Raw genomic sequence first — 19351 nt, 5'->3', positions numbered from 1 at the left:
AAAATTCGGGATAAAATGTTCGGTTTCACCGATTCCTTATACTGTCATCGAGATAAAAGCCAGGATGTGGTGGCGATTACGCATGATTAAATTGCCCAAATTCTCGTTTATAGTAAGCTTAGGCCAAATGATTTCAACATGGACGTCATCCACTCTCTCTACTATAAAAGCGTCACCCGTCCATTTCTAATCATTTCTTGTTGAAATTAGAGAAACACAACATAATTTGCACTTAATGCAAAAAAAGTTCCCTTAGTCTAAATAAGGAAACTTTTTAAATTAAAGGTAGTGAACTTTCCGATATGTAGAGGGAGCAAAACGCGTATTATTTTTAAACACCCTTCCAAAATGAGTTAAACTATTGAATCCTACTTTTCCTGCAATTTCAATTACTTTCATGTTCGATTCTCGCAATAATCGCTGGGCTTCTAGAATACGGACATGATTTAAATATTCACTATACGTAAACCCTGTTGTTTTTTTGAAAACTCGACTTAAATAATAAGGACTAATAAAAAATTGATCTGCAACAGAATCAAGCGATAGGTCATGAGAGTGGTAATGCTTATTAATGTAATGAATAATATCCGTTATTTTATGATAGACACTTCCGGTACATTCTTGCTTACGAGCACTATTCCGATTTAAATAACGGACTGAAGAAATGAGGAGTTGTGATAACAATGCCTCCAAATATAGTTCATAGCCTTCGTCCACTTTTTGAATTTCTTTAATCATCGTAAATAAAATATGTTCAAACTCTTGCTGCTCATGTCGATTAAGCTGAATGATAAGCGTTTGATTAAAAACAGATTGGAGAAGAGAAGGAAACGTTCTTTTTTCGCCCTCAAAATATTTGTCCGTAAAATTGATTAATAATCTCTCATGTGCGTAGTCATCAATATGCAATGTCCTATGAAGAACGCCTTTATTGATAAAAACAAGGTACCCAGGATTAACATAATAAGTTTTATCCTTAATAAAATACTTTCGTTTACCAGCCATTAAATAATACACTTCATAATGATCAACGTGGATATGGTTTTTAGGCATTGCATTTTTGGTATCTCGCTTGCGATGGCTAATGTGGATCGGATCATGTAATCCTTTGTATCTAAGATCGATATCCAAGTAGATTCCCCCCCATAAACGATCAATTTATAATGGCTAATATTATCTTATCTGGCACATGAAATAAAAAATGAGGACTAGCTTCTTTCCGCGAGTCCCACACTACTTTATTATAATGTAACTGTGATTATGACCATAGTCAATCATAATAAACAATCTCTTTTAACTTCGCATTTACTTGTTTTTCATTAAAATATGCATGCAAAAGTTCATTTTCATCTAATTTTCCAATTAGCATTTTCTCGTCCCCAACATGAATAATATGTTTGCAGTCTCTGCGAAACTTTTCCATCGATTGATATAAAAACTCATCGCCATGTGCATCAATTGATTGTATTTGTCGTAGATCCTGTTTCTTCCCATAATGCCTTTCCAGTAAAAACTTCATAAACGTAAATTGGTGTTGTTTCCATTCCAACCATAGTCCTATATATAAATAAATTAATACTATCCATATTTGGACATTTAAAGGGGATATAATAAGTACAAATACATGTAATGCAAGTAACATTATTAATGAACTAATAACAGATTGTTTAAAAGCAACTATATATGGTTTTCGTGACGCAAGAAATAATTGTACTAATTTGCCACCATCTAAAGGCCAAACAGGCAAAAGATTAAAAATCAATATCATTAGATTAAACTGTAAAAAGAGCTGCATGTACTCTGGTGTAACAACAGAAAAATATTGAAGAATAAGTATGAGAATAGCTAACAAAATATGCTGGACAGGACCTGCTAATATAATGAGCAGTTCTTCTTTCATCGGCTTATTTCCATGCTCATCGACTATACAAATCCCACCAAATGGTAAAATTTGAATTCGTTGTATCCTCCATGCAAAGTATTGAGCAGCTATTGCATGCCCCATCTCATGAAAAATTACAATTAGAAACAATGCAAGCAGCTCCCAAAAGTAACCAGTGATGATTGCTAAGCCCGCAACTCCCCAAAATAGCGGATGAATATGAATCTTCTGCACCAGTTGAAAGTACTTAATCAAAGTTCATCACCTGAATAGGATCAATAAATTTATTCTCCTGCTTAATAGCAAAATAAAATTCTCCAGCTGTGCCATCTTTTCCTTTAGAAACGGTTCCGACTATCTTTCCTGACGCAACCTTATCGCGCGGCTTAACTGTAATTTTATCTAATCTTCCATACCATGACTCTGATTGATCCGGATGTTGAATAATTACCGTGTTTCCGATACCTTCTTGTTTACCTGCGAAAATCACAGTACCTTCAGTCATTGCCCCTACCTCTGCACCGGATCCAGTCTCAAGGGTTATTCCTCTCCCATCATCAGCAAATTGTGCCAATACTTCGCCGGAAACTGGTTGCGCATAATTTTCTTTATGTGATGTAGAAACAGTTTCATCCTGCGTTCCAACAGGTAGCAAAGCAAGTGGTTTTCCAAACCGTTCCTCATACCATTTACCCACAGCAGCGAACTGGAATTCTTTCTCCATTACTATCTCTACCCTCGATCTAGCATTTTCAAAAAACGATGATGGTGATTGATAAACAATAGCTACTATTAACACAAGAAGTGCTGAGCCAAGTATTTTCATAAAAAATACTTCTTTATTCCATAGTGGATGAAATGAAGTGCCAGGTTCAGACTGGAACACAGATTGTTCCTCATCTATATCGTGATCGTATATAATAGGCTTCTCAGGTATTTTGTTATCTTTGTTTAGTGGATATTGCCTTCGGCGACTAGCGAGCCGCTTCCGAATCTCATTTGCCCTCTGATTCATCCCTCACCATCCCCCTCACTAATTTATACTACGATATGACTCGTCCCTCCCAAATATGCAGTTCAATAAGAAACACATATGATTTTATGTTGAATAGATATACAGCGATAATCGCCTGCACTTACATACCACATAGATATTCCTATAAAATATTTTCATATACTGAGTAGCTGAACTACATATTACTCATACATTATCTTGAGATTTTGTCCGTTCTGTATGATTTCCCCCAATACGCTTTCGACATATATATATAAATTATGTAAAATAGTAATAACCTGGAAAATTACAAAAGGGGCCCATAAATCAAAGTGGCGCTTTCTTTTAGGATCCAGACTAAGTATATTATTTTGGCCTATACATAAAGGAATGAAATAGATGATATTAACGAATAATCACATGTCAAAGCGAAAAATTTTTATTATTATGATTCTATTCTTATTTACATTAACTAGTTTTCGAATGATATGGATTTTGTCTCACATACCTGCTGATCCTCCCCAGGCAAAGAAAGGGATAATAGATTTGCGAAATTGGGAGTTTACTAAGGAAAAAACGGTCACCCTAGACGGAGAATGGGAATATTATCCGGATCATTTTCTAAGTCATGACTCAGATAAAAGGATAGATCTTGACAATAACCTAGTTACAGTACCCAATAATTCGAACAGAACGACATCAGACAATTCTCTATTACCAGCTCAAGGTTTTGGCACTTATCGCTTACAAATCTCACTCCCTATCGATAAGGAGCAGATATACGGAATTCTAGTCCAAGATATACCAACGGCATCAAAAGTTTTTATAAATGGATCATTAATAGCAGAGTCTGGCCAACCAGCGAAGACGGCTAGCCAATATAATGGGAAACTTGGTCCATACTCAGCGATTTTTCAAACAGACCACAATCATATTGAAATGGTCATTCATGTTGCAAACTATGAATCTGCTTATACTGTTGGTATTCCTAAATCAATCAAATTCGGAACAGCACTCGCTATAAACAATGAGGCAAATTCATCAAGTTCATTGCAAATTATCGTTTGTGTTATTTTATTATTACATGGACTATACTCTTTCGGCTTATACATTATTGGCAAACAACAAAAAGAACTCATTTACTTTAGCTTATTACTCGTTTTTGCTATTTTCTCTATTTTAGTAGATGAAGATAGAATATTATTTTCTTGGTTACCAATTGATATCAAGTGGTCAATAAAATTAATGTATTTATCCTTTATTGGTGTTCTATTTTTTATGCTCGCATTTATTACATCTGCTTTTAACTTAAAAAGCCGGATCATTCAAGTGTTTTTAACACTATACATTATTTTAGCGCTCATCATTTTATTTGCTCCTTTTCAATACATGCTGTTTATAGGATCTGCTACGATGTTTTTAAATGCTATGACCTATCTACTCATGTTTATACTTTTACTTCAAATTATTCGAAAAGGAGATTCGGATGCGATTTTTATCCTATTGTCCAATACAGGTAATTTTGTCAATATTTTATGGGGAATTGCTATAAATGCAAACTTGGTAAAAATCCCTTACTATCCATATGACTTTATTATTTCGATTATGGTTTTTACCTTCTTTCTATTTAAACGCCATATTCAAATATCTAACCAAAATCGAGAACAAACGAAGATACTTCAGAAAGTGGATAAAATGCGCGATGAATTTTTAGCAAACACGTCGCATGAATTGCGGAATCCACTCCATAGTGTAATAAATATTGCACAAACTATTTTGGAAGACCAAACAGACCATTTAACGAATAAAAACAGGAATAACTTAGAACTACTTATTAAAGTAGGGCGGCGGATGACGTATACGCTAAATGATCTTCTTGATATTACACATTTAAAGGAAAAAAATATTCGCCTCCACAAACAAAGTATTAGTGTTCATGCAATTGCCACCGGTGTATTCGATATGATTCATTTTATGACAGAGGGAAAGAATATTCGTTTACATCTAGATATCCCAGTCACTTTTCCTAAAGTAATAGCAGATGAAAATCGACTAATTCAAATCTTATTTAACCTCCTGCATAATGCAGTTAAATATACAAATGAAGGAACGATTACGCTCTATAGTGATTATAAGGAAAACATAGCAACTATTTATATTCGCGATACCGGAATTGGAATCGGTACAGAAACGCAACAGCAGATATTTCAACCGTACATACAAGAAAATGCTAGCATGACTTCTATTGGTGGTGGTATTGGTTTAGGCCTTAGTATTTGCAAGCAATTAGTTGAACTGCATGGTGGGAAACTTAGCGTGGATTCAACTCCGGGGCAAGGCTCTGTCTTCTCATTTACGCTTCCGTTAGCCGAATTTTCCAGCATTGAAAAGGAAAGTCAATCAGAAGTCGATGCTTCTATTTTTAACAGGATATTACCTGGAATAAAGGAGACAGAACTAATCGAGCCGCAGCTATTAGCTATAGGTGACGAAGCAAAGGCAAAAATCCTAGTTGTTGACGATGATCCGATTAACTTAAATGTTTTAAGTAATATACTTTCTTTAGAATATGATATTACCACTGCAACAAGCGGGAAAGATGCATTGATTCAGATAAACAAAGGAGAATGGGATTTAATTATTTCTGATGTGATGATGCCCTATATATCTGGTTATGAATTGACCCGTACTCTTCGCAAGCAGTTTTCTATCTCTGAATTGCCGATTTTATTGCTAACTGCTCGCGGGCAACTCGAAGATGTACATACCGCTTTCCGTACAGGTGCTAACGATTATGTTGTAAAACCAGTAGAAGCATTAGAATTAAAATCCCGTGTTAAAGCCTTAATCGAATTAAGAAGAGCGATAAAAGAGCAACTAGGAATGGAAGCCGCATGGTTACAAGCTCAAATTCAACCGCATTTTTTATTTAATACATTAAACACGATTGCTGCACTAAGTGAAATTGATTCAGAAAGAATGGTTATTCTACTAGAGGAATTTGGAAATTATCTACGGAGAAGCTTTACTGTAAGTAATACAAGGACAGTTATTCCACTTAGAGACGAGCTTGCCCTTATACGTTCTTATTTGTTTATTGAAAAAGAGCGCTTTGGAGAAAGGCTGCAAGTAAAATGGGAGGTTGATGAACCACTATCTTTACAAATCCCACCTTTATCCATTCAGCCTATCGTTGAAAATGCTGTCAGACATGGTGTCCTTAAACGTCCAAATGGAGGCACAATATGTATTCGAATTACTGAACAGCCCAACTTCTTTAATATCGTGATAGTTGATGATGGGGTAGGAATGAACCAAAGTAAAGTAACGAAGGTTCTTAATGGACAACGTGATGAAGTTAGTGGGATTGGTTTAACCAACACAATTAGGCGATTAAAGCGACTAAATGGAGAAGGCTTACAAATAATAAGCGCTCCTAATCAAGGTACTACGGTTAGTTTTCATATACCTAAACTTTAAAAGCTAATATTGCTTACTGCTTATTTCTAAACAATTTAACGTTTTTCCAAAAGAAGTCTTCCTTTTCAAGTATGTAACGGGCAGAGCCCAATGGCAAGGGGGATGAACTTCGGTTAGACTTTTAGCCTAAAAAGCTTCCGTATAAAACAATGTTCTTTAATGGTTGTAAATCCACTGATTCAAAAGGTGACGGTCATGTTAACATCTGACAAAAAAAAGCTGTAGGTCAAGATTGTGTCCGAACAGGTTAATCTACACTTGTGGAGACAATGTAAGACGTATGGGATAACCATTACGCAATGGTCTGGGTAACAGGAAGCCTCTTCTTCAAACAATCCGCGAGGTGTTAAGGAGGGTCATTCACTAATAAAAAATCAAAATATATATTAAGCAAGAAAACATTTACTATTTCCTTCTAGCAACTGAATTCACAAAAGCATGTAAAGGGAAAGCATTTCCACGTCATCGCTCTAGCTTAAAAATCAAAAAACTTTCGATCTTTAGATCGAAAGTTTTTTGATTTATTTTAAACTCGTACACCAAAAAATTTCTTCATACGGGCGAACATACCCGATTTTTCATCTTCAAGCGATTGTAGTGGTACAGATTCGCCAAGTATTCTTCGGGCGATATTCCGGTAAGCAATCCCAGCTTTACTATTCGGATTAAGTGCAATAGGTTCTCCTTGATTAGATGACTTAATTACTTGTTCGTCATCTTGAACAATACCAATTAAATCGATAGACAAATGTTGTGCAATTTCGTCGACATCAAGTACATCGCCATTTTTCATCATCTGACTCCGGATTCTATTAATGATCAGCTTTGGAGATTCTACATTCTCTTCTTTTTCAAGCAATCCAATGATACGGTCTGCATCACGTACCGCGGAAATTTCCGGTGTAGTAACAACAATTGCACGATCTGCACCCGCTACAGCATTTTTGTATCCTTGTTCAATACCAGCAGGACAATCTATAATAATATAATCATAGTCTTGTTTCATTTCCGTTACTAACTGTCTCATTTGTTCAGGAGATACAGCTGTTTTATCACTTGTTTGCGCTGCTGGAAGTAAAAATAGTTTATCTTCAAATCTCTTATCCTTCACAAGCGCCTGATGAGGTTTGCAACGTCCCTCAACAACATCGACTAAATCATAAATAATTCGATTTTCAAGCCCCAACACAACATCCAGATTCCTAAGCCCAATATCCGTATCAATCAAACAAACCTTTTTCCCCTGAAGGGCAAGTGCAGTCCCCAGGTTTGCAGAGGTAGTCGTTTTTCCAACCCCACCTTTACCGGATGTGATTACGATCGCCTCACCCATAGTAGTGTCCCCCTTTGAATCTAGTAATATTCGGCCTTATATGTTTCAAAACTTGCAAACGGTCAATAACAATGTGGTCATTTTTATCTATATATGCACATTCCATTTGGTGTTGTTCTTCATGGTCATAATGGTCTGGAGCTCGACTTATACTATCAAAAATTCTTAACTGTGACGGTGTCATGAATGAAGCAACAATCACAGACTCTGTTTTACCATTATAACCTGCATGTGCAACACCTTTTAAGGCGCCCATAATAAAAATATTACCTCCTGCCCTAACAGTAGCACCTGGATTTACATCACCTACAAGAAGCAAATCTCCTGTCACTTCTAACACTTGACCAGATCTAACAATCGTTGATACTGAAGTAATTTCTTGTTCATCAACATGTTGTTTTGCTTCTGCTTTTGTCAAGACATTACTCTCAATTTCCTCTACAATCAAATGGTGCTCTTGCCGTATTAATTCCTTTAATTCTTCTTGCTGCCCTGCCTCCAAATAGCGATTGCCAGTTTGTATTCGGACAGAAATAAGCGGACTATCAGAATCTACACCATGTAAATCTGCAAGTTTTTCTTCAAGCTCTATTAATAAATCTTCATATGAACACTGATCATTTAATCGTAATGAAAGACCATTTTTCGTACCTTTTATCATCACATTTTGTCTATTCTTCATGTTATTCGGGCAAATTGATTAAGTAAGATGAAAAGCAGCTTTTCTTAATCATGTTAAACGATATGGTATGCCCTATGTCTCCTTTCAACAACAAGCATCGAGTTTCTCTTCATCTTATCTCAAATTCAATTCCAAGTCATCTCTAGCCCCATTCGACAAAGGATATTATTTCCCCTTTTTCAAAAAAACAATAGTGATTTTATGATAATTCATCGACTATTATTTTTTTCTTATTTAGCAGAAATCGTGAAAATGGGAAAAATATTAAAATAAAACAAGCAATGTTTAATATAAGCGTTGGTAACAGTCTAGTTGTCGCAAAGTCGCTTGGTATTATGCTTACCGAAAAAACAAATACATTGAATATGTAGACAAGTATTTCGACAAAAGCGATTTGAATCATTAAGACGATCGCTGTTGTAAATATATTGATATGCAAAATCCTCATCATTTTTGAAGCAAGATAAACGGATATTGGAAACAAAAACAAGTATATGCCTATTATCTCCGTATAATAAACATCAAATAGCAAACCGAATAGCGCTGCATATAGAAGCGCATGATTGCGTACATAATAAATCCCCATTATAATTAACAAAATAAGTAAAAAATGAGGTACAACAATTCTTTCTCCGCCAAATGCTTCCGGAGGTAATAAGTCTACAAAAATACTTTCTAAATAGAATGCTAGCGTTAAAAGTAAAGGAAGAATAATGCGCTTCATCATTCTCCCTCCTTTTTCCCGTCTTCAGGACGGACAATAACCATTACATGCTCAAATCCATAAAAATCTGCTGAAGGTTCCACATATGCTATTTGTGTTAAGCCATACTGATCTACACGAAGTTCTTTGACTTTTCCAATATCCTGGCCTTTTGGAAAGACGCCTCCTAGACCTGAGGTAATAATATTTTGCCCTTTTTTGATTTCTTGATCAATAGGTAAATCCTTCATTATTAGTAGCTTCTTTTCGCGATCATACCCATCAATTAGACCAAAAACCTCATTTTTTCCTTGTATTAGCGCCGAAACTCGGTTTTTAGTGTTGTCCGAACTCAATAATTCTATTGTTGCAGTCATTTCTGAAGTATCAATTACCTTACCAATTAAGCCTTTTGCTGTAATCACAGCCATATCAGGTTTAACTCCACTTTTACTACCTTTATTTATCATAATTTTGTCATACCATAGATCAGGAGAACGACTAATCAAAGTTGCTTGAATGGCTGTAAAATCACGCAAATCATCCGTCTTCCCTACTATATCTCTTAGTTCATCATTGTCTCTTTTTAAATCTGATATTTCCTGTTCAAGCTTTGCCAGCCCTTCTAATCGTGCTTTCAATTTTTTATTTTCTGTGTATGTATTTTTCAGATCTTCCACATTCGTTAATGCACTTGCAATTCCTTGTGCAGGTTTTGATACAAGTGAATGGCCAAATCCTACAACATCCTTAATAAATTGCTCAGGTCGAGAAATATTGTCTCGATCACGTAATGAAAATCCGATTAATGACACAAGAATAATAATGCTGACAAGCAGGATAATCAGACGTTTATTAAGAAAAAAATGCGGCATCATTTCCACCTCTAATTTCTGATTAACCGACAGCTGCTTTAATAGCTGTATAAATGAATGGCGTCCGAATGAATTTAGACGCCATCAGGTATTTTATCGAGAATCTCTTGCTTTATTTTTGAATAGATCTATATGTTCCAATGCCATTCCCGTTCCAATTGCCACACAATCAAGTGGTTCTTCAGCAATTAATACAGGCATTTGTGTTTCTTCACTAATTACCTTGTCCAAATTGTGCAACAATGCTCCACCGCCAGTCAATACGATTCCTCTGTCCATAATATCCGCTGCAAGTTCTGGAGGAGTTCTTTCAAGCGTAGTTTTCACCGCATCAATAATCGTATTAACCGTATCACGTAATGCGCCTGAAATTTCCTTAGATGTTATTTCCATCGTTTTCGGTAATCCGGTCAGTAAATCGCGGCCCCGAATTTCCATTGGCGCAATTCCTTCTGTATCTCCTGCAGATCCGACCTCCACTTTAATCGCTTCGGCAGTTCGGTCACCAATTAATAAATTGTACGTTTTTCTAATATAAGCAACAATCGATTCATCAAAGTTATCGCCAGCGGTCCGAATCGATACACTTGTCACAATTCCACCTAACGAGATGACTGCAACTTCAGTTGTTCCCCCACCAATATCTACTACCATGCTTCCTGTAGGTTCCCATACAGGTAAGTTTGCTCCAATTGCTGCCGCAAAGGGTTCTTCGATAGGATATGCATCACGAGCTCCTGCTTCTCTTGTTGCATCTAAGACAGCCCTCTGTTCCACTGCTGTAATTCCCGAGGGTACACATACCATAACATAAGGCTTTCCACCAAAACCGCCTTTACCTTTTGCCGCATGTTTTATGTAATACTTCATCATCGATGCAGTTGTTTCATAATCTGCTATAACTCCATCTTTCATAGGGCGCAATGCAACGATATTACCCGGTGTACGTCCTATCATATTCTTTGCATCATTACCCACAGCAACGATTTTTTTTGTATCAGTATGCAAAGCCACTACAGAAGGCTCACGTAGAACGATACCTTTCCCTTTTATAAAAACCAATGTATTGGCAGTGCCTAAATCTATACCTAAGTCTTTCGTCCCAAATCCAAACATTATTTGTATCTCCCTCTCTGATCCCAAATGCCATACTTCATTTAATTAAGTCGTTTCACATAAACTTTTATATTCTTCTATATGATTATCCTCACTGTTGTAGCGTACTCGTGTTATTATACATTAATTTCTGCAAAAAAAATCACACTTCCAATTATAACGTAAGACTTTGTAAAATCATAGTGTCACATATACCCTTTTTCTTTCATACTAACATATTTTTTGTCGCCAATGATCAAATGATCAAGGATTTCAATCCCAATCATTTTTCCACACTCCACAAGTCGTTTTGTTACGTTGATATCTTCTTTAGATGGGGCAGGGTCTCCGGATGGATGATTATGGAAACAGATAATAGAGGCGGCTGAGCGGCGAAAAGCTTCTTTGAATACTTCGCGAGGGTGGACTATGCTTGCATTTAAGCTACCGATGAAGACAGTTTGACGATGAATCACTTGATTTTTGGTGTTTAAATAGAGGCACACGAAATGCTCCTGTGTTAAGAATCTCATATCATTCATCACATAATTTGCCCCATCTTCCGGGCTGCGGATTACATAGCGGTCATCGTATGAGAGGTTACTTATTCTTCTTCCTAATTCAACTGCAGCGGCAATTTGCACTGCTTTTGCTTCACCGATCCCTTTTAAATCAGTCATCTCCTCCAAGGCAGCATCCTTTAGCCACATAAGACCACCAAACTGTGTAAGTAATCTATTTGACAACTGAATAACTGATTCCGCCTTTGTGCCAGTTCTTAGTAAAATAGCAAGCAATTCTTGATTGGACAAACTTTCTGCACCATTATTGATCAATCGCTCGCGTGGACGTTCATCCACTGGAAAGTCACGAATCATAAGTGTTTCCGCTTTCATATATTTCTCTCCCTTTTAGTGGTGTTCAAAAAGGTGCCAAATTAGAAACAAGAAGTTCGAGGAGAAGGTTTTGAGGATCGGACTTGCACAGGATGTGCAGACTTCTGTGTTGCTCACAGGACGTACTTGCACACGACGTGCTGACCTCTATTTTGCTTACAGGACGTGAGCGATCTTAACAGAGGTTCCACTTTTACTTAAAAGAGGATCCTTTTCCTTAATAGAAGTACCTAATTAGCAATGAAGAAATGCGCCGTTTATCATTTGGTGACTTTTTGAACATCCTCTTTTATAAAGGGATGCTTCATTTCGGGTGAGTTAACCCCATTTCCAACAATATACGTGATAAGCGAGAAATTGGTAGCCCTACGACAGAGTAGTAATCTCCAATTATCGATTTTACAAGTAAAGCGCCGTAGCCTTGAATTCCGTAGGCACCTGCTTTGTCAAATGGCTCACCACTGTCCAAATATTGGTTTATTAATGTCGTTGACAGTTCCCAAAATTCCACATCCGTTTTATCATAAAAAACTTTCGTCTCATTGGTATTTACAACAGCAACGCCAGTATAAACGGAATGTGTTCGCCCAGATAATTGCTTGAGCATTTGCTCCCCCTCTTCTCTACATTGGGGTTTGCCAAGTACAATTCCATCACAAACAACAATAGTGTCCGAGCCAATTATATAGGCTTGTGGAAATTTCAGGGCTATATTATTGGCTTTTCGTAAAGCGAGAATGGAAACAATCTCACTTGGCGATAATTCCTTTGAGACGGATTCGTCTACATTTGGTGAGTAAGTGGTAAACGGGAAGGATAGTTTCTCAAGTAGATCTTTCCTTCGAGGTGATGATGAAGCTAGTATGAGATGTGGGTGTGGCATTTCATATTCCTGCCTTTCTATAGATCGGGAGATACTCATATATCATATCAAATAGTATTGAATGGAACAACTAGAAAAGACAAGCCCGCCATGTATTTATGTTATCGACGGGCTCCTTCATATAATTTTATGTAGTCTAGTAAGTTCTGTTGGACTTTCTTTAATAACGCCTTATCACCATTGTTAGATTGAAACCCTTTAAGCCCTTCATAGGAGCCATACAACTTATTATAGAGTTCGAATGCCACACCTTCCTTGGAGCGCGTTTCTTCTTTCATTTCTAACGTCTTACCTATTGCTGTTATGTTCGCATCATTAACCTTGCCAGTATTCATTCCACTTATTGCTTCATTGGCAAGCAATTGAAATAACTTTCCTTCCGAGGCAAACAATGTTGCTTCTTCCTTTGATGTGAATGGTATTTTCACACTTCCAATTTGCAACTCTTTTGCCCAAACATTTAACCCATTTTCTTTCAAGTTGGCTTCCCATGCTTTCGCTTCGCCAATAGCGGAAGCAATACCGATAAATACATAATGCTTCCCGTCTTTTTCCATTATCGTTGAAGCATATCCTTGAGCATCATATTCAGATGCTCTATTATCAGCTGCTTCTTTGTTCGAAAAAACATCACCTTGTATAACTGCAGCTGTAAAAGCAGGTAGCTCCGCTGTGTATGGAACTTCAGCTAGTTTATTTGTTTCTTCCTTTAAAACGATTGGTGCTGTTATAGAGCTATCATCTAAGGCTGCGGCCTGATCATCTGGATTCATAACCATCTTCAAAAGAAATGTTCCTAACAATAAACCTACCGCTACCGCAAGAAAAATAGATAATATTAGCGTGGCCAGTGGTGCGGACTTCCTTCCCCTTGAAGTATACTTTTTATTTTTGCTCGGGAAATAATTCACCTTTTGAAACTCAGAAACTTCATTGTATTCCACTTCAGGAAGTACCCAATCAAAATTTTCTTCTTCTAGCGTTTTATCTGCTGCTGCAGATGTTTCTTCTACTGCTGTTTGCCAATTATTAACAATAACTTCTTCCTCAAATGGTCTTTCTTCTCCGTTGATTTTTATTTTGATAGCTGGTTGCTGTGTCTTGTGCTTCTTGTCCATGCATATCAGCCTCCACTTGCAAGTTTGCTTAATGCTACCATAGGTAGAAAAAAAATAGACAAGACATTTGTCGTCTCATCTAAAAAGGTTTTCGTCATATTTTTTATCATTTGTATTTATTTGCAGAATTAAAAGAAAAACGCTTATGCTAGACACTAAAAATACTCTTACTTACTGGCAAGTATACTTATATTTCCATTCAAGAAGAATTGTTTATACCTAGTACTTGTTAAAATGATAGAAGCGAATAATACCATGATAAGATCTGTTCGTTGTAAAAATATACGATCAGCATTCCAAGCGCGATAAATGGACCAAATGGAATAGGCTTTCTTCTTTCTACTAGACCAAGTGCTATCCCTAATACACCAATGACTGCTCCTATTAAGTTAGCAAAAAAGAAAGATAACAAAACTAATTTCACCCCAAGTACAAGTCCCAAAACTGCATATAGTTTTATATCTCCTCCACCTAAACCACCTTTACTAATGATCGTGATACCCATTAAAATTATAAAAATAATAGCGGAGCCAAGAATTGAATCCCACCACGGAGTTAGTGGCTGAATCAATCGTTCTACTAAAATAATAGCTGCAAAAACAAGTAAAACCTTATCAGGAATAATCAAATACGTAAGATCTGAAACAGAAATAATCATAAGTAAAGAAATAAATGTCCAGGCAATCAAAAGCTCAAACGTCCAGCCGATTTTTGCGTAAGCAAAGACAAATAAACAGGCAGTAGCTAGTTCCATGATAGGATAAAGTAAAGTTATTTGATGCTTACACTGACGGCATTTGCCAAGTTGAAATACATAAGATAGAACGGGAATGAGTTCCTTGCATGTCAATGTTTTGTGACACTTAGGACAAGCGGAGCCCGGATAAACAATAGATTCTTTTATCGGGACCCTTAGCCCTACAACATTAAAAAAGGAACCGAGGAGGAGAGCATAGAGGAAAATGATTAGTTTCATAGGAGGGTAATCCTTTCATAAAAATAAATATACTTACGATGAGACAATAATTCATCATAAGTATATTTTATCGTCATATTCTACTAAATACCAGCATTTTCCGTTTTTATATTATATCGTTCTTTAATTTCTTTAATAGGAAAGGCCTAACTAAAGAAATGAAATATAATGAGCCCGTGATGACGAGGACCTCATTTGACTGCATACTATTTATTTGTTCTTTAATTAACGCTCGCCATTCTACATGTGCCTTTATGACATGATTTCCACTCATGGCCTTTAGCTCCTCTGCGGAAGCAGCTCTAGGAAAGTCAAATTGTGTTACATGTAATTCTACGTTCATATTATTAAAGACCGAAAACATTTCCGTTAAATCTTTGTCCTTCAGTGCAGCAAATATAACTTTTATATTTTTACCAAGATATCTGTTGTCAAGTGCTGCAGATAACGCCCTAAGCCCTTCTGGATTATGTGCACCATCGATTAATATGACCGGCTCAGTATGTAGAATTTCCATTCTTCCCGGCCAGTACGCTTTTATTAAACCAGATCTAATGATTGCTTCGTCTAGATTTACTTTTCTATTATCCTTTAGCCAAAATAATGTCGCGATAGCACCTGAAGCATTTTCGGTCTGATGATGTCCTAATAAATTAATTTCAAGATTTTCCATTGTTGTCGAGCCTGATGTAAACGTAAAGTTTTCCGCATGTTCTGTTGATATGATGTCTTTGACAAAGAAGTCCTTATTAATTTGAAATAATTCAGCTTGTTGTTCAGTAGCTTCCGCTTGGAGTACATGAAGCGCATTTACATCTTTCACCGCTGTAAATACTGGTGTGTTTCGTTTTATGATCCCTGCTTTTTCATAAGCAATTTGCTTTAACGTGCTTCCTAAAATTTGCGTATGATCTAGACCTACATTCGTAATCACAGAAACCAGTGGCTCGATGACATTCGTCGAATCATAGCGACCACCTAGTCCAACTTCCATAATTGAAAAGTCCACGGGATTCATCACAGCAAAATAATAAATTGACATCGCTGTAATAATTTCAAACTCTGTTGGCGGCCCGAATTCAGTTTCCTCCAATTCATCAGCGAGCGGTTTTATAACATTAACAAGATGTGTTATTTCATTATCTGAAATTGGCTTACCATTTAAACTGATTCTTTCATTGAATTGCTCAATATACGGGGAAGTAAATGTACCTACTTCATAACCAGCTTCCATCAATACTGAACGCAAATAAGCAACAGTCGAGCCTTTCCCATTTGTTCCACCAACATGAACTGCATTTAACTTGTTTTCAGGATGGTCTAGTTTTTCAAGCATGTATTCCATTCTTTTCAAGCCTGGTTTTACACCAAAACGAAGACGTGAGTGAATCCACTCAAGTGATTCATCATATGTATGAAACAGTTTACACACCTCCAGAATGTAAAGTTATCCTCCTATACAAGGGGAATTAATTTCCTATAAGTGCGTGTTCAAAAGGTGTCAAATTAGAAACAAGAAGTTCGAGTCGCGAAGGTTTTGAGGATCTGACTTGCACAGGATGTGCTGACTTCTGTGTTGCTCACAGGACGTGAGCGAACTTAACAGAAGATCCATCCTATACGTGAGAACCGAAAAAAACGAGCAACGAAGAAATTCGCAGTTTATCATTTGGTGACTTTTTGAACATCCTCTATAAATAAAGAGCTGACACCTCCTTCATTTTTCATTAGGGAGATGCCAAGCACTTTTCAAATTGCTACTTAAATATTTTTCAACTCATTCATACGCTCTTCGACAATCGAACGCTTTTCTACATAATCTTTTTCTTTCACTCTTTCTTCCTCCACCACAGCTTGTGGCGCTTTACTTGTAAACTTTTCATTGGATAACTTTTTCTGAACACGTTCGACTTCTTTATTCCACTTATCCCATTCTTTTTCTAGGCGCTTGATTTCCTCATCAATATTAATTAATCCAGCTAGCGGGAGAAATAGTTCGACACCTGTAACGACAGCAGTCATTGATTTTTCCGGTGTTTTCATGTCTGTTGAAATAATAAGCTCTTCTGGATTACAAAATTTCTCGATGAATTGTTTATTCTTTTCTAGCACTGTAAATATTTCACTATCTTTTGCCTTAAGCATTAACTTAATCTGTTTACTCATCGGTGTATTTACTTCTGCACGGATATTTCGAACGGAACGAATGATATCCATTAACAGTTTCATTTCACTTGCAGCTTGTTCATCCGTAAATTGTTCATTTACTGTTGGCCATGCTGCTACAGTAATTGATTCACCTTCATGCGGTAGGTTTTGCCAAATTTCTTCAGATATGAAAGGCATGAATGGATGGATAAGTCGCATCGTGTTATCTAATACATATGCCAATACAGAACGAGTCGTCTTTTTAGCCGCTTCATCTTCCCCATATAATGGAAGTTTCGCCATTTCAATATACCAATCACATAATTCATCCCAAATGAAATTGTATAAAGCTCTGCCAACTTCTCCAAATTCATATTTGTCTGCAAGTTTCGTTACAGTGTCGATCGTGTTGTTAAGGCGTGTTAGGATCCATTTATCCGCAACGGATTTTTCACCTGACAGATCAATTTCATTATATTCGAGGCCATCCATATTCAATAATGCGAATCGAGAAGCATTCCAAATTTTATTAGCGAAGTTCCAGATTGATTCAATTTTTTCCATACTAAATCTGAGATCCTGACCTGGTGAGCTTCCTGTTGTTAAGAAGTACCGAAGCGAATCAGCTCCATATTGATCAATAACATCCATTGGGTCGATACCATTTCCAAGTGATTTACTCATTTTACGTCCATCTTCTGCACGAATGAGGCCGTGAATAAGTACATCTTGAAAAGGCCGCTTGCCTGTAAATTCTATGCCTTGGAAAATCATTCTCGAAACCCAGAACGAGATGATATCATAACCCGTTACAAGAGCATTATTCGGATAATACCGTTGGAAGTCTCCCGCATCAAGATCTGGCCAACCCATCGTAGAAAATGGCCATAATGCGGAACTAAACCATGTATCCAACACATCATTGTCCTGTTCCCAATTCTCTTCATCCGCAGGTGCCACATTTCCAACATACACTTCTCCAGTCTCTTTATGGTACCAAGCTGGTATACGATGCCCCCACCATAACTGACGTGAAATACACCAATCATGAATGTTTTCCATCCAGTGTAAATACGTTTTCTCAAATCGATCTGGAATAAAATTCACTTTTTCTTCTTGTTTTTGCAAGTCAATCGCTTGATCTGCAAGTGGTTGCATACTAACGAACCATTGTGTCGATAAATACGGTTCTACAACTGCACCGCTACGCTCTGAATGACCGACTGAATGCATATGGTCTTCAATTTGGAATAGTACCCCTTGTTCTTGCAAATCTTTGACGATTTGTTTCCGACATTCAAAACGATCCATCCCTTGATATTTATTAGCATTTTCATTCATCGTACCATCTTCATTCATCACGAGTATTCGCTCTAAATTGTGGCGATTGCCGATTTCAAAATCATTAGGATCATGTGCTGGGGTGATTTTCACTGCACCTGAACCAAAGTCTTGATCCACATAGTCATCGGCAACGATCGGAATTTCTCGACCAATGATAGGCAAAATGACAGTTTTGCCAATTAAATGTTGGTAGCGTTCGTCATCTGGATGAACAGCTACCGCCGTATCACCTAACATCGTCTCAGGTCTTGTAGTTGCTACTTCAATCGCGCCAGAACCGTCTGCAAGTGGGTAACGCATATGGTAAAATGCGCCCTGTACATCTTTATGAATTACTTCAATATCTGATAAAGCTGTTTTCGTTGCAGGATCCCAATTAATTATATATTCGCCTCTATAAATCAGTTTTTTATTATAAAGCGTAACAAACACTTCTCTTACAGCTTTAGAAAGACCTTCATCAAGCGTAAAACGTTCACGTGAATAATCTAAACCAAGTCCGAGTTTTGACCATTGTTGACGAATAAAATCTGCATACTCTGCTTTCCATTTCCAAATTTCTTCCACAAACTTTTCACGTCCGAGATCATATCGCGAGATCCCTTCTTCACGTAGCTTTTCTTCCACTCTAGCTTGAGTAGCTATCCCAGCATGATCCATACCCGGGAGCCACAGAACGTCATAACCTTGCATTCTTTTCATTCTCGTTAAAATATCTTGCAAAGCAGTATCCCATGCATGACCAAGATGTAGACGTCCTGTTACGTTTGGAGGAGGAATAACAATTGTATAAGGCTTTTTATTTGGATCATTATTCGCTTCGAAAAACTTTCCATCAAGCCACCACTGATATCTACCTTTTTCAATTCTTTGTGGTTCATATTTTGTCGGCATCGTAATATTATTATTATTTTCCAACTTTATCCTCCTAGAAAAATCTTT

15 protein-coding genes are annotated in these 19351 nt (G+C 36.9%); 1 reads left to right on the top strand and 14 read right to left on the bottom strand.

The window, feature by feature from the left end:
• Window positions 1-279: 279 nt before the first annotated feature.
• The 3 genes from MHB53_RS24940 to MHB53_RS24930 form a co-directional block, all read right to left on the bottom strand.
• The gene (locus MHB53_RS24940) at window positions 280-1131 is read right to left on the bottom strand and encodes an AraC family transcriptional regulator (RefSeq protein WP_340923810.1); all 852 of its coding nucleotides are present in this window, start codon (window positions 1129-1131) and stop codon (window positions 280-282) included.
• Window positions 1132-1270: 139 nt separating this feature from the next.
• Complete coding sequence (locus MHB53_RS24935; protein WP_340923808.1) at window positions 1271-2137, bottom strand: M50 family metallopeptidase; 867 nt, start codon at window positions 2135-2137, stop codon at window positions 1271-1273.
• Window positions 2130-2897, bottom strand: a complete 768-nt coding sequence (locus MHB53_RS24930) for a M23 family metallopeptidase (protein WP_340923806.1) — start codon at window positions 2895-2897, stop codon at window positions 2130-2132. The genes MHB53_RS24935 and MHB53_RS24930 overlap by 8 nt, the downstream gene beginning before the upstream one ends.
• Before the next feature lie 378 nt (window positions 2898-3275).
• On the opposite strand from MHB53_RS24930, the gene MHB53_RS24925 reads away from it, so the two are divergent.
• Window positions 3276-6356 carry a hybrid sensor histidine kinase/response regulator gene (locus tag MHB53_RS24925; protein ID WP_340923803.1) on the top strand — a complete coding sequence of 1027 codons (3081 nt, stop codon included), beginning with the start codon at window positions 3276-3278 and terminating at the stop codon, window positions 6354-6356.
• A 526-nt stretch (window positions 6357-6882) separates the two neighbouring features.
• On the opposite strand, the gene minD is transcribed toward MHB53_RS24925, so the two are convergent.
• The 11 genes from minD to MHB53_RS24870 form a co-directional block, all read right to left on the bottom strand.
• Window positions 6883-7689 (bottom strand): septum site-determining protein MinD, encoded by an 807-nt coding sequence (gene minD / locus MHB53_RS24920; RefSeq protein ID WP_340923800.1) that lies wholly within the window; start codon window positions 7687-7689, stop codon window positions 6883-6885.
• Window positions 7682-8371 carry a septum site-determining protein MinC gene (gene minC / locus MHB53_RS24915; RefSeq protein ID WP_340923797.1) on the bottom strand — a complete coding sequence of 230 codons (690 nt, stop codon included), beginning with the start codon at window positions 8369-8371 and terminating at the stop codon, window positions 7682-7684. The genes minD and minC overlap by 8 nt, the downstream gene beginning before the upstream one ends.
• Window positions 8372-8570: 199 nt before the next feature.
• Window positions 8571-9095, bottom strand: a complete 525-nt coding sequence (gene mreD / locus MHB53_RS24910) for a rod shape-determining protein MreD (RefSeq protein WP_340923794.1) — start codon at window positions 9093-9095, stop codon at window positions 8571-8573.
• Window positions 9095-9949, bottom strand: coding sequence for a rod shape-determining protein MreC (gene mreC, locus MHB53_RS24905; protein ID WP_340923791.1), 855 nt, complete (start codon window positions 9947-9949; stop codon window positions 9095-9097). Before mreC ends, mreD begins: the two co-directional genes overlap by 1 nt.
• 93 nt (window positions 9950-10042) lie before the next feature.
• Window positions 10043-11065, bottom strand: coding sequence for a rod shape-determining protein (locus MHB53_RS24900; RefSeq protein WP_340923789.1), 1023 nt, complete (start codon window positions 11063-11065; stop codon window positions 10043-10045).
• 185 nt (window positions 11066-11250) lie between these two features.
• A complete protein-coding gene (gene radC / locus MHB53_RS24895; RefSeq protein ID WP_340923787.1) occupies window positions 11251-11940 on the bottom strand; it encodes a RadC family protein in 690 nt (229 codons plus the stop codon).
• Window positions 11941-12244: 304 nt separating this feature from the next.
• Window positions 12245-12823, bottom strand: coding sequence for a Maf family protein (locus MHB53_RS24890; RefSeq protein ID WP_340923785.1), 579 nt, complete (start codon window positions 12821-12823; stop codon window positions 12245-12247).
• A 101-nt stretch (window positions 12824-12924) separates the two neighbouring features.
• Window positions 12925-13941 carry an SPOR domain-containing protein gene (locus MHB53_RS24885; protein WP_340923783.1) on the bottom strand — a complete coding sequence of 339 codons (1017 nt, stop codon included), beginning with the start codon at window positions 13939-13941 and terminating at the stop codon, window positions 12925-12927.
• 229 nt (window positions 13942-14170) lie between these two features.
• Complete coding sequence (locus tag MHB53_RS24880) at window positions 14171-14917, bottom strand: prepilin peptidase (RefSeq protein WP_340923781.1); 747 nt, start codon at window positions 14915-14917, stop codon at window positions 14171-14173.
• A gap of 106 nt (window positions 14918-15023) precedes the next feature.
• Complete coding sequence (locus tag MHB53_RS24875) at window positions 15024-16262, bottom strand: bifunctional folylpolyglutamate synthase/dihydrofolate synthase (RefSeq protein WP_340924982.1); 1239 nt, start codon at window positions 16260-16262, stop codon at window positions 15024-15026.
• Window positions 16263-16678: 416 nt separating this feature from the next.
• Window positions 16679-19303, bottom strand: coding sequence for a valine--tRNA ligase (locus tag MHB53_RS24870; RefSeq protein WP_340924979.1), 2625 nt, complete (start codon window positions 19301-19303; stop codon window positions 16679-16681).
• Between the last annotated feature and the right edge of the window lie 48 nt (window positions 19304-19351).

Origin of the sequence: Bacillus sp. FSL K6-3431, assembly GCF_038002605.1 — a bacterium.
Classification (GTDB): Bacteria; Bacillota; Bacilli; order Bacillales; family Bacillaceae_C; genus Lederbergia.
Note: the sequence above shows the minus strand (reverse complement) of the source record. Positions and strands in the feature narration are given on the sequence as shown.

Excerpts from the sequence above, each read along its gene's own strand:
- MHB53_RS24930 (WP_340923806.1), bottom strand. The coding sequence starts at position 2,897 with ATGAATCAGAGGGCAAATGAGATTCGGAAGCGGCTCGCTAGTCGCCGA.
- MHB53_RS24925 (WP_340923803.1), top strand. The coding sequence starts at position 3,276 with ATGATATTAACGAATAATCACATGTCAAAGCGAAAAATTTTTATTATT.
- minD (WP_340923800.1), bottom strand. The coding sequence starts at position 7,689 with ATGGGTGAGGCGATCGTAATCACATCCGGTAAAGGTGGGGTTGGAAAA.
- minC (WP_340923797.1), bottom strand. The coding sequence starts at position 8,371 with ATGAAGAATAGACAAAATGTGATGATAAAAGGTACGAAAAATGGTCTT.
- mreD (WP_340923794.1), bottom strand. The coding sequence starts at position 9,095 with ATGAAGCGCATTATTCTTCCTTTACTTTTAACGCTAGCATTCTATTTA.
- mreC (WP_340923791.1), bottom strand. The coding sequence starts at position 9,949 with ATGCCGCATTTTTTTCTTAATAAACGTCTGATTATCCTGCTTGTCAGC.
- MHB53_RS24900 (WP_340923789.1), bottom strand. The coding sequence starts at position 11,065 with ATGTTTGGATTTGGGACGAAAGACTTAGGTATAGATTTAGGCACTGCC.
- radC (WP_340923787.1), bottom strand. The coding sequence starts at position 11,940 with ATGAAAGCGGAAACACTTATGATTCGTGACTTTCCAGTGGATGAACGT.
- MHB53_RS24890 (WP_340923785.1), bottom strand. The coding sequence starts at position 12,823 with ATGCCACACCCACATCTCATACTAGCTTCATCATCACCTCGAAGGAAA.
- MHB53_RS24885 (WP_340923783.1), bottom strand. The coding sequence starts at position 13,941 with ATGGACAAGAAGCACAAGACACAGCAACCAGCTATCAAAATAAAAATC.
- MHB53_RS24880 (WP_340923781.1), bottom strand. The coding sequence starts at position 14,917 with ATGAAACTAATCATTTTCCTCTATGCTCTCCTCCTCGGTTCCTTTTTT.
- MHB53_RS24875 (WP_340924982.1), bottom strand. The coding sequence starts at position 16,262 with ATGGAATACATGCTTGAAAAACTAGACCATCCTGAAAACAAGTTAAAT.
- MHB53_RS24870 (WP_340924979.1), bottom strand. The coding sequence starts at position 19,303 with ATGCCGACAAAATATGAACCACAAAGAATTGAAAAAGGTAGATATCAG.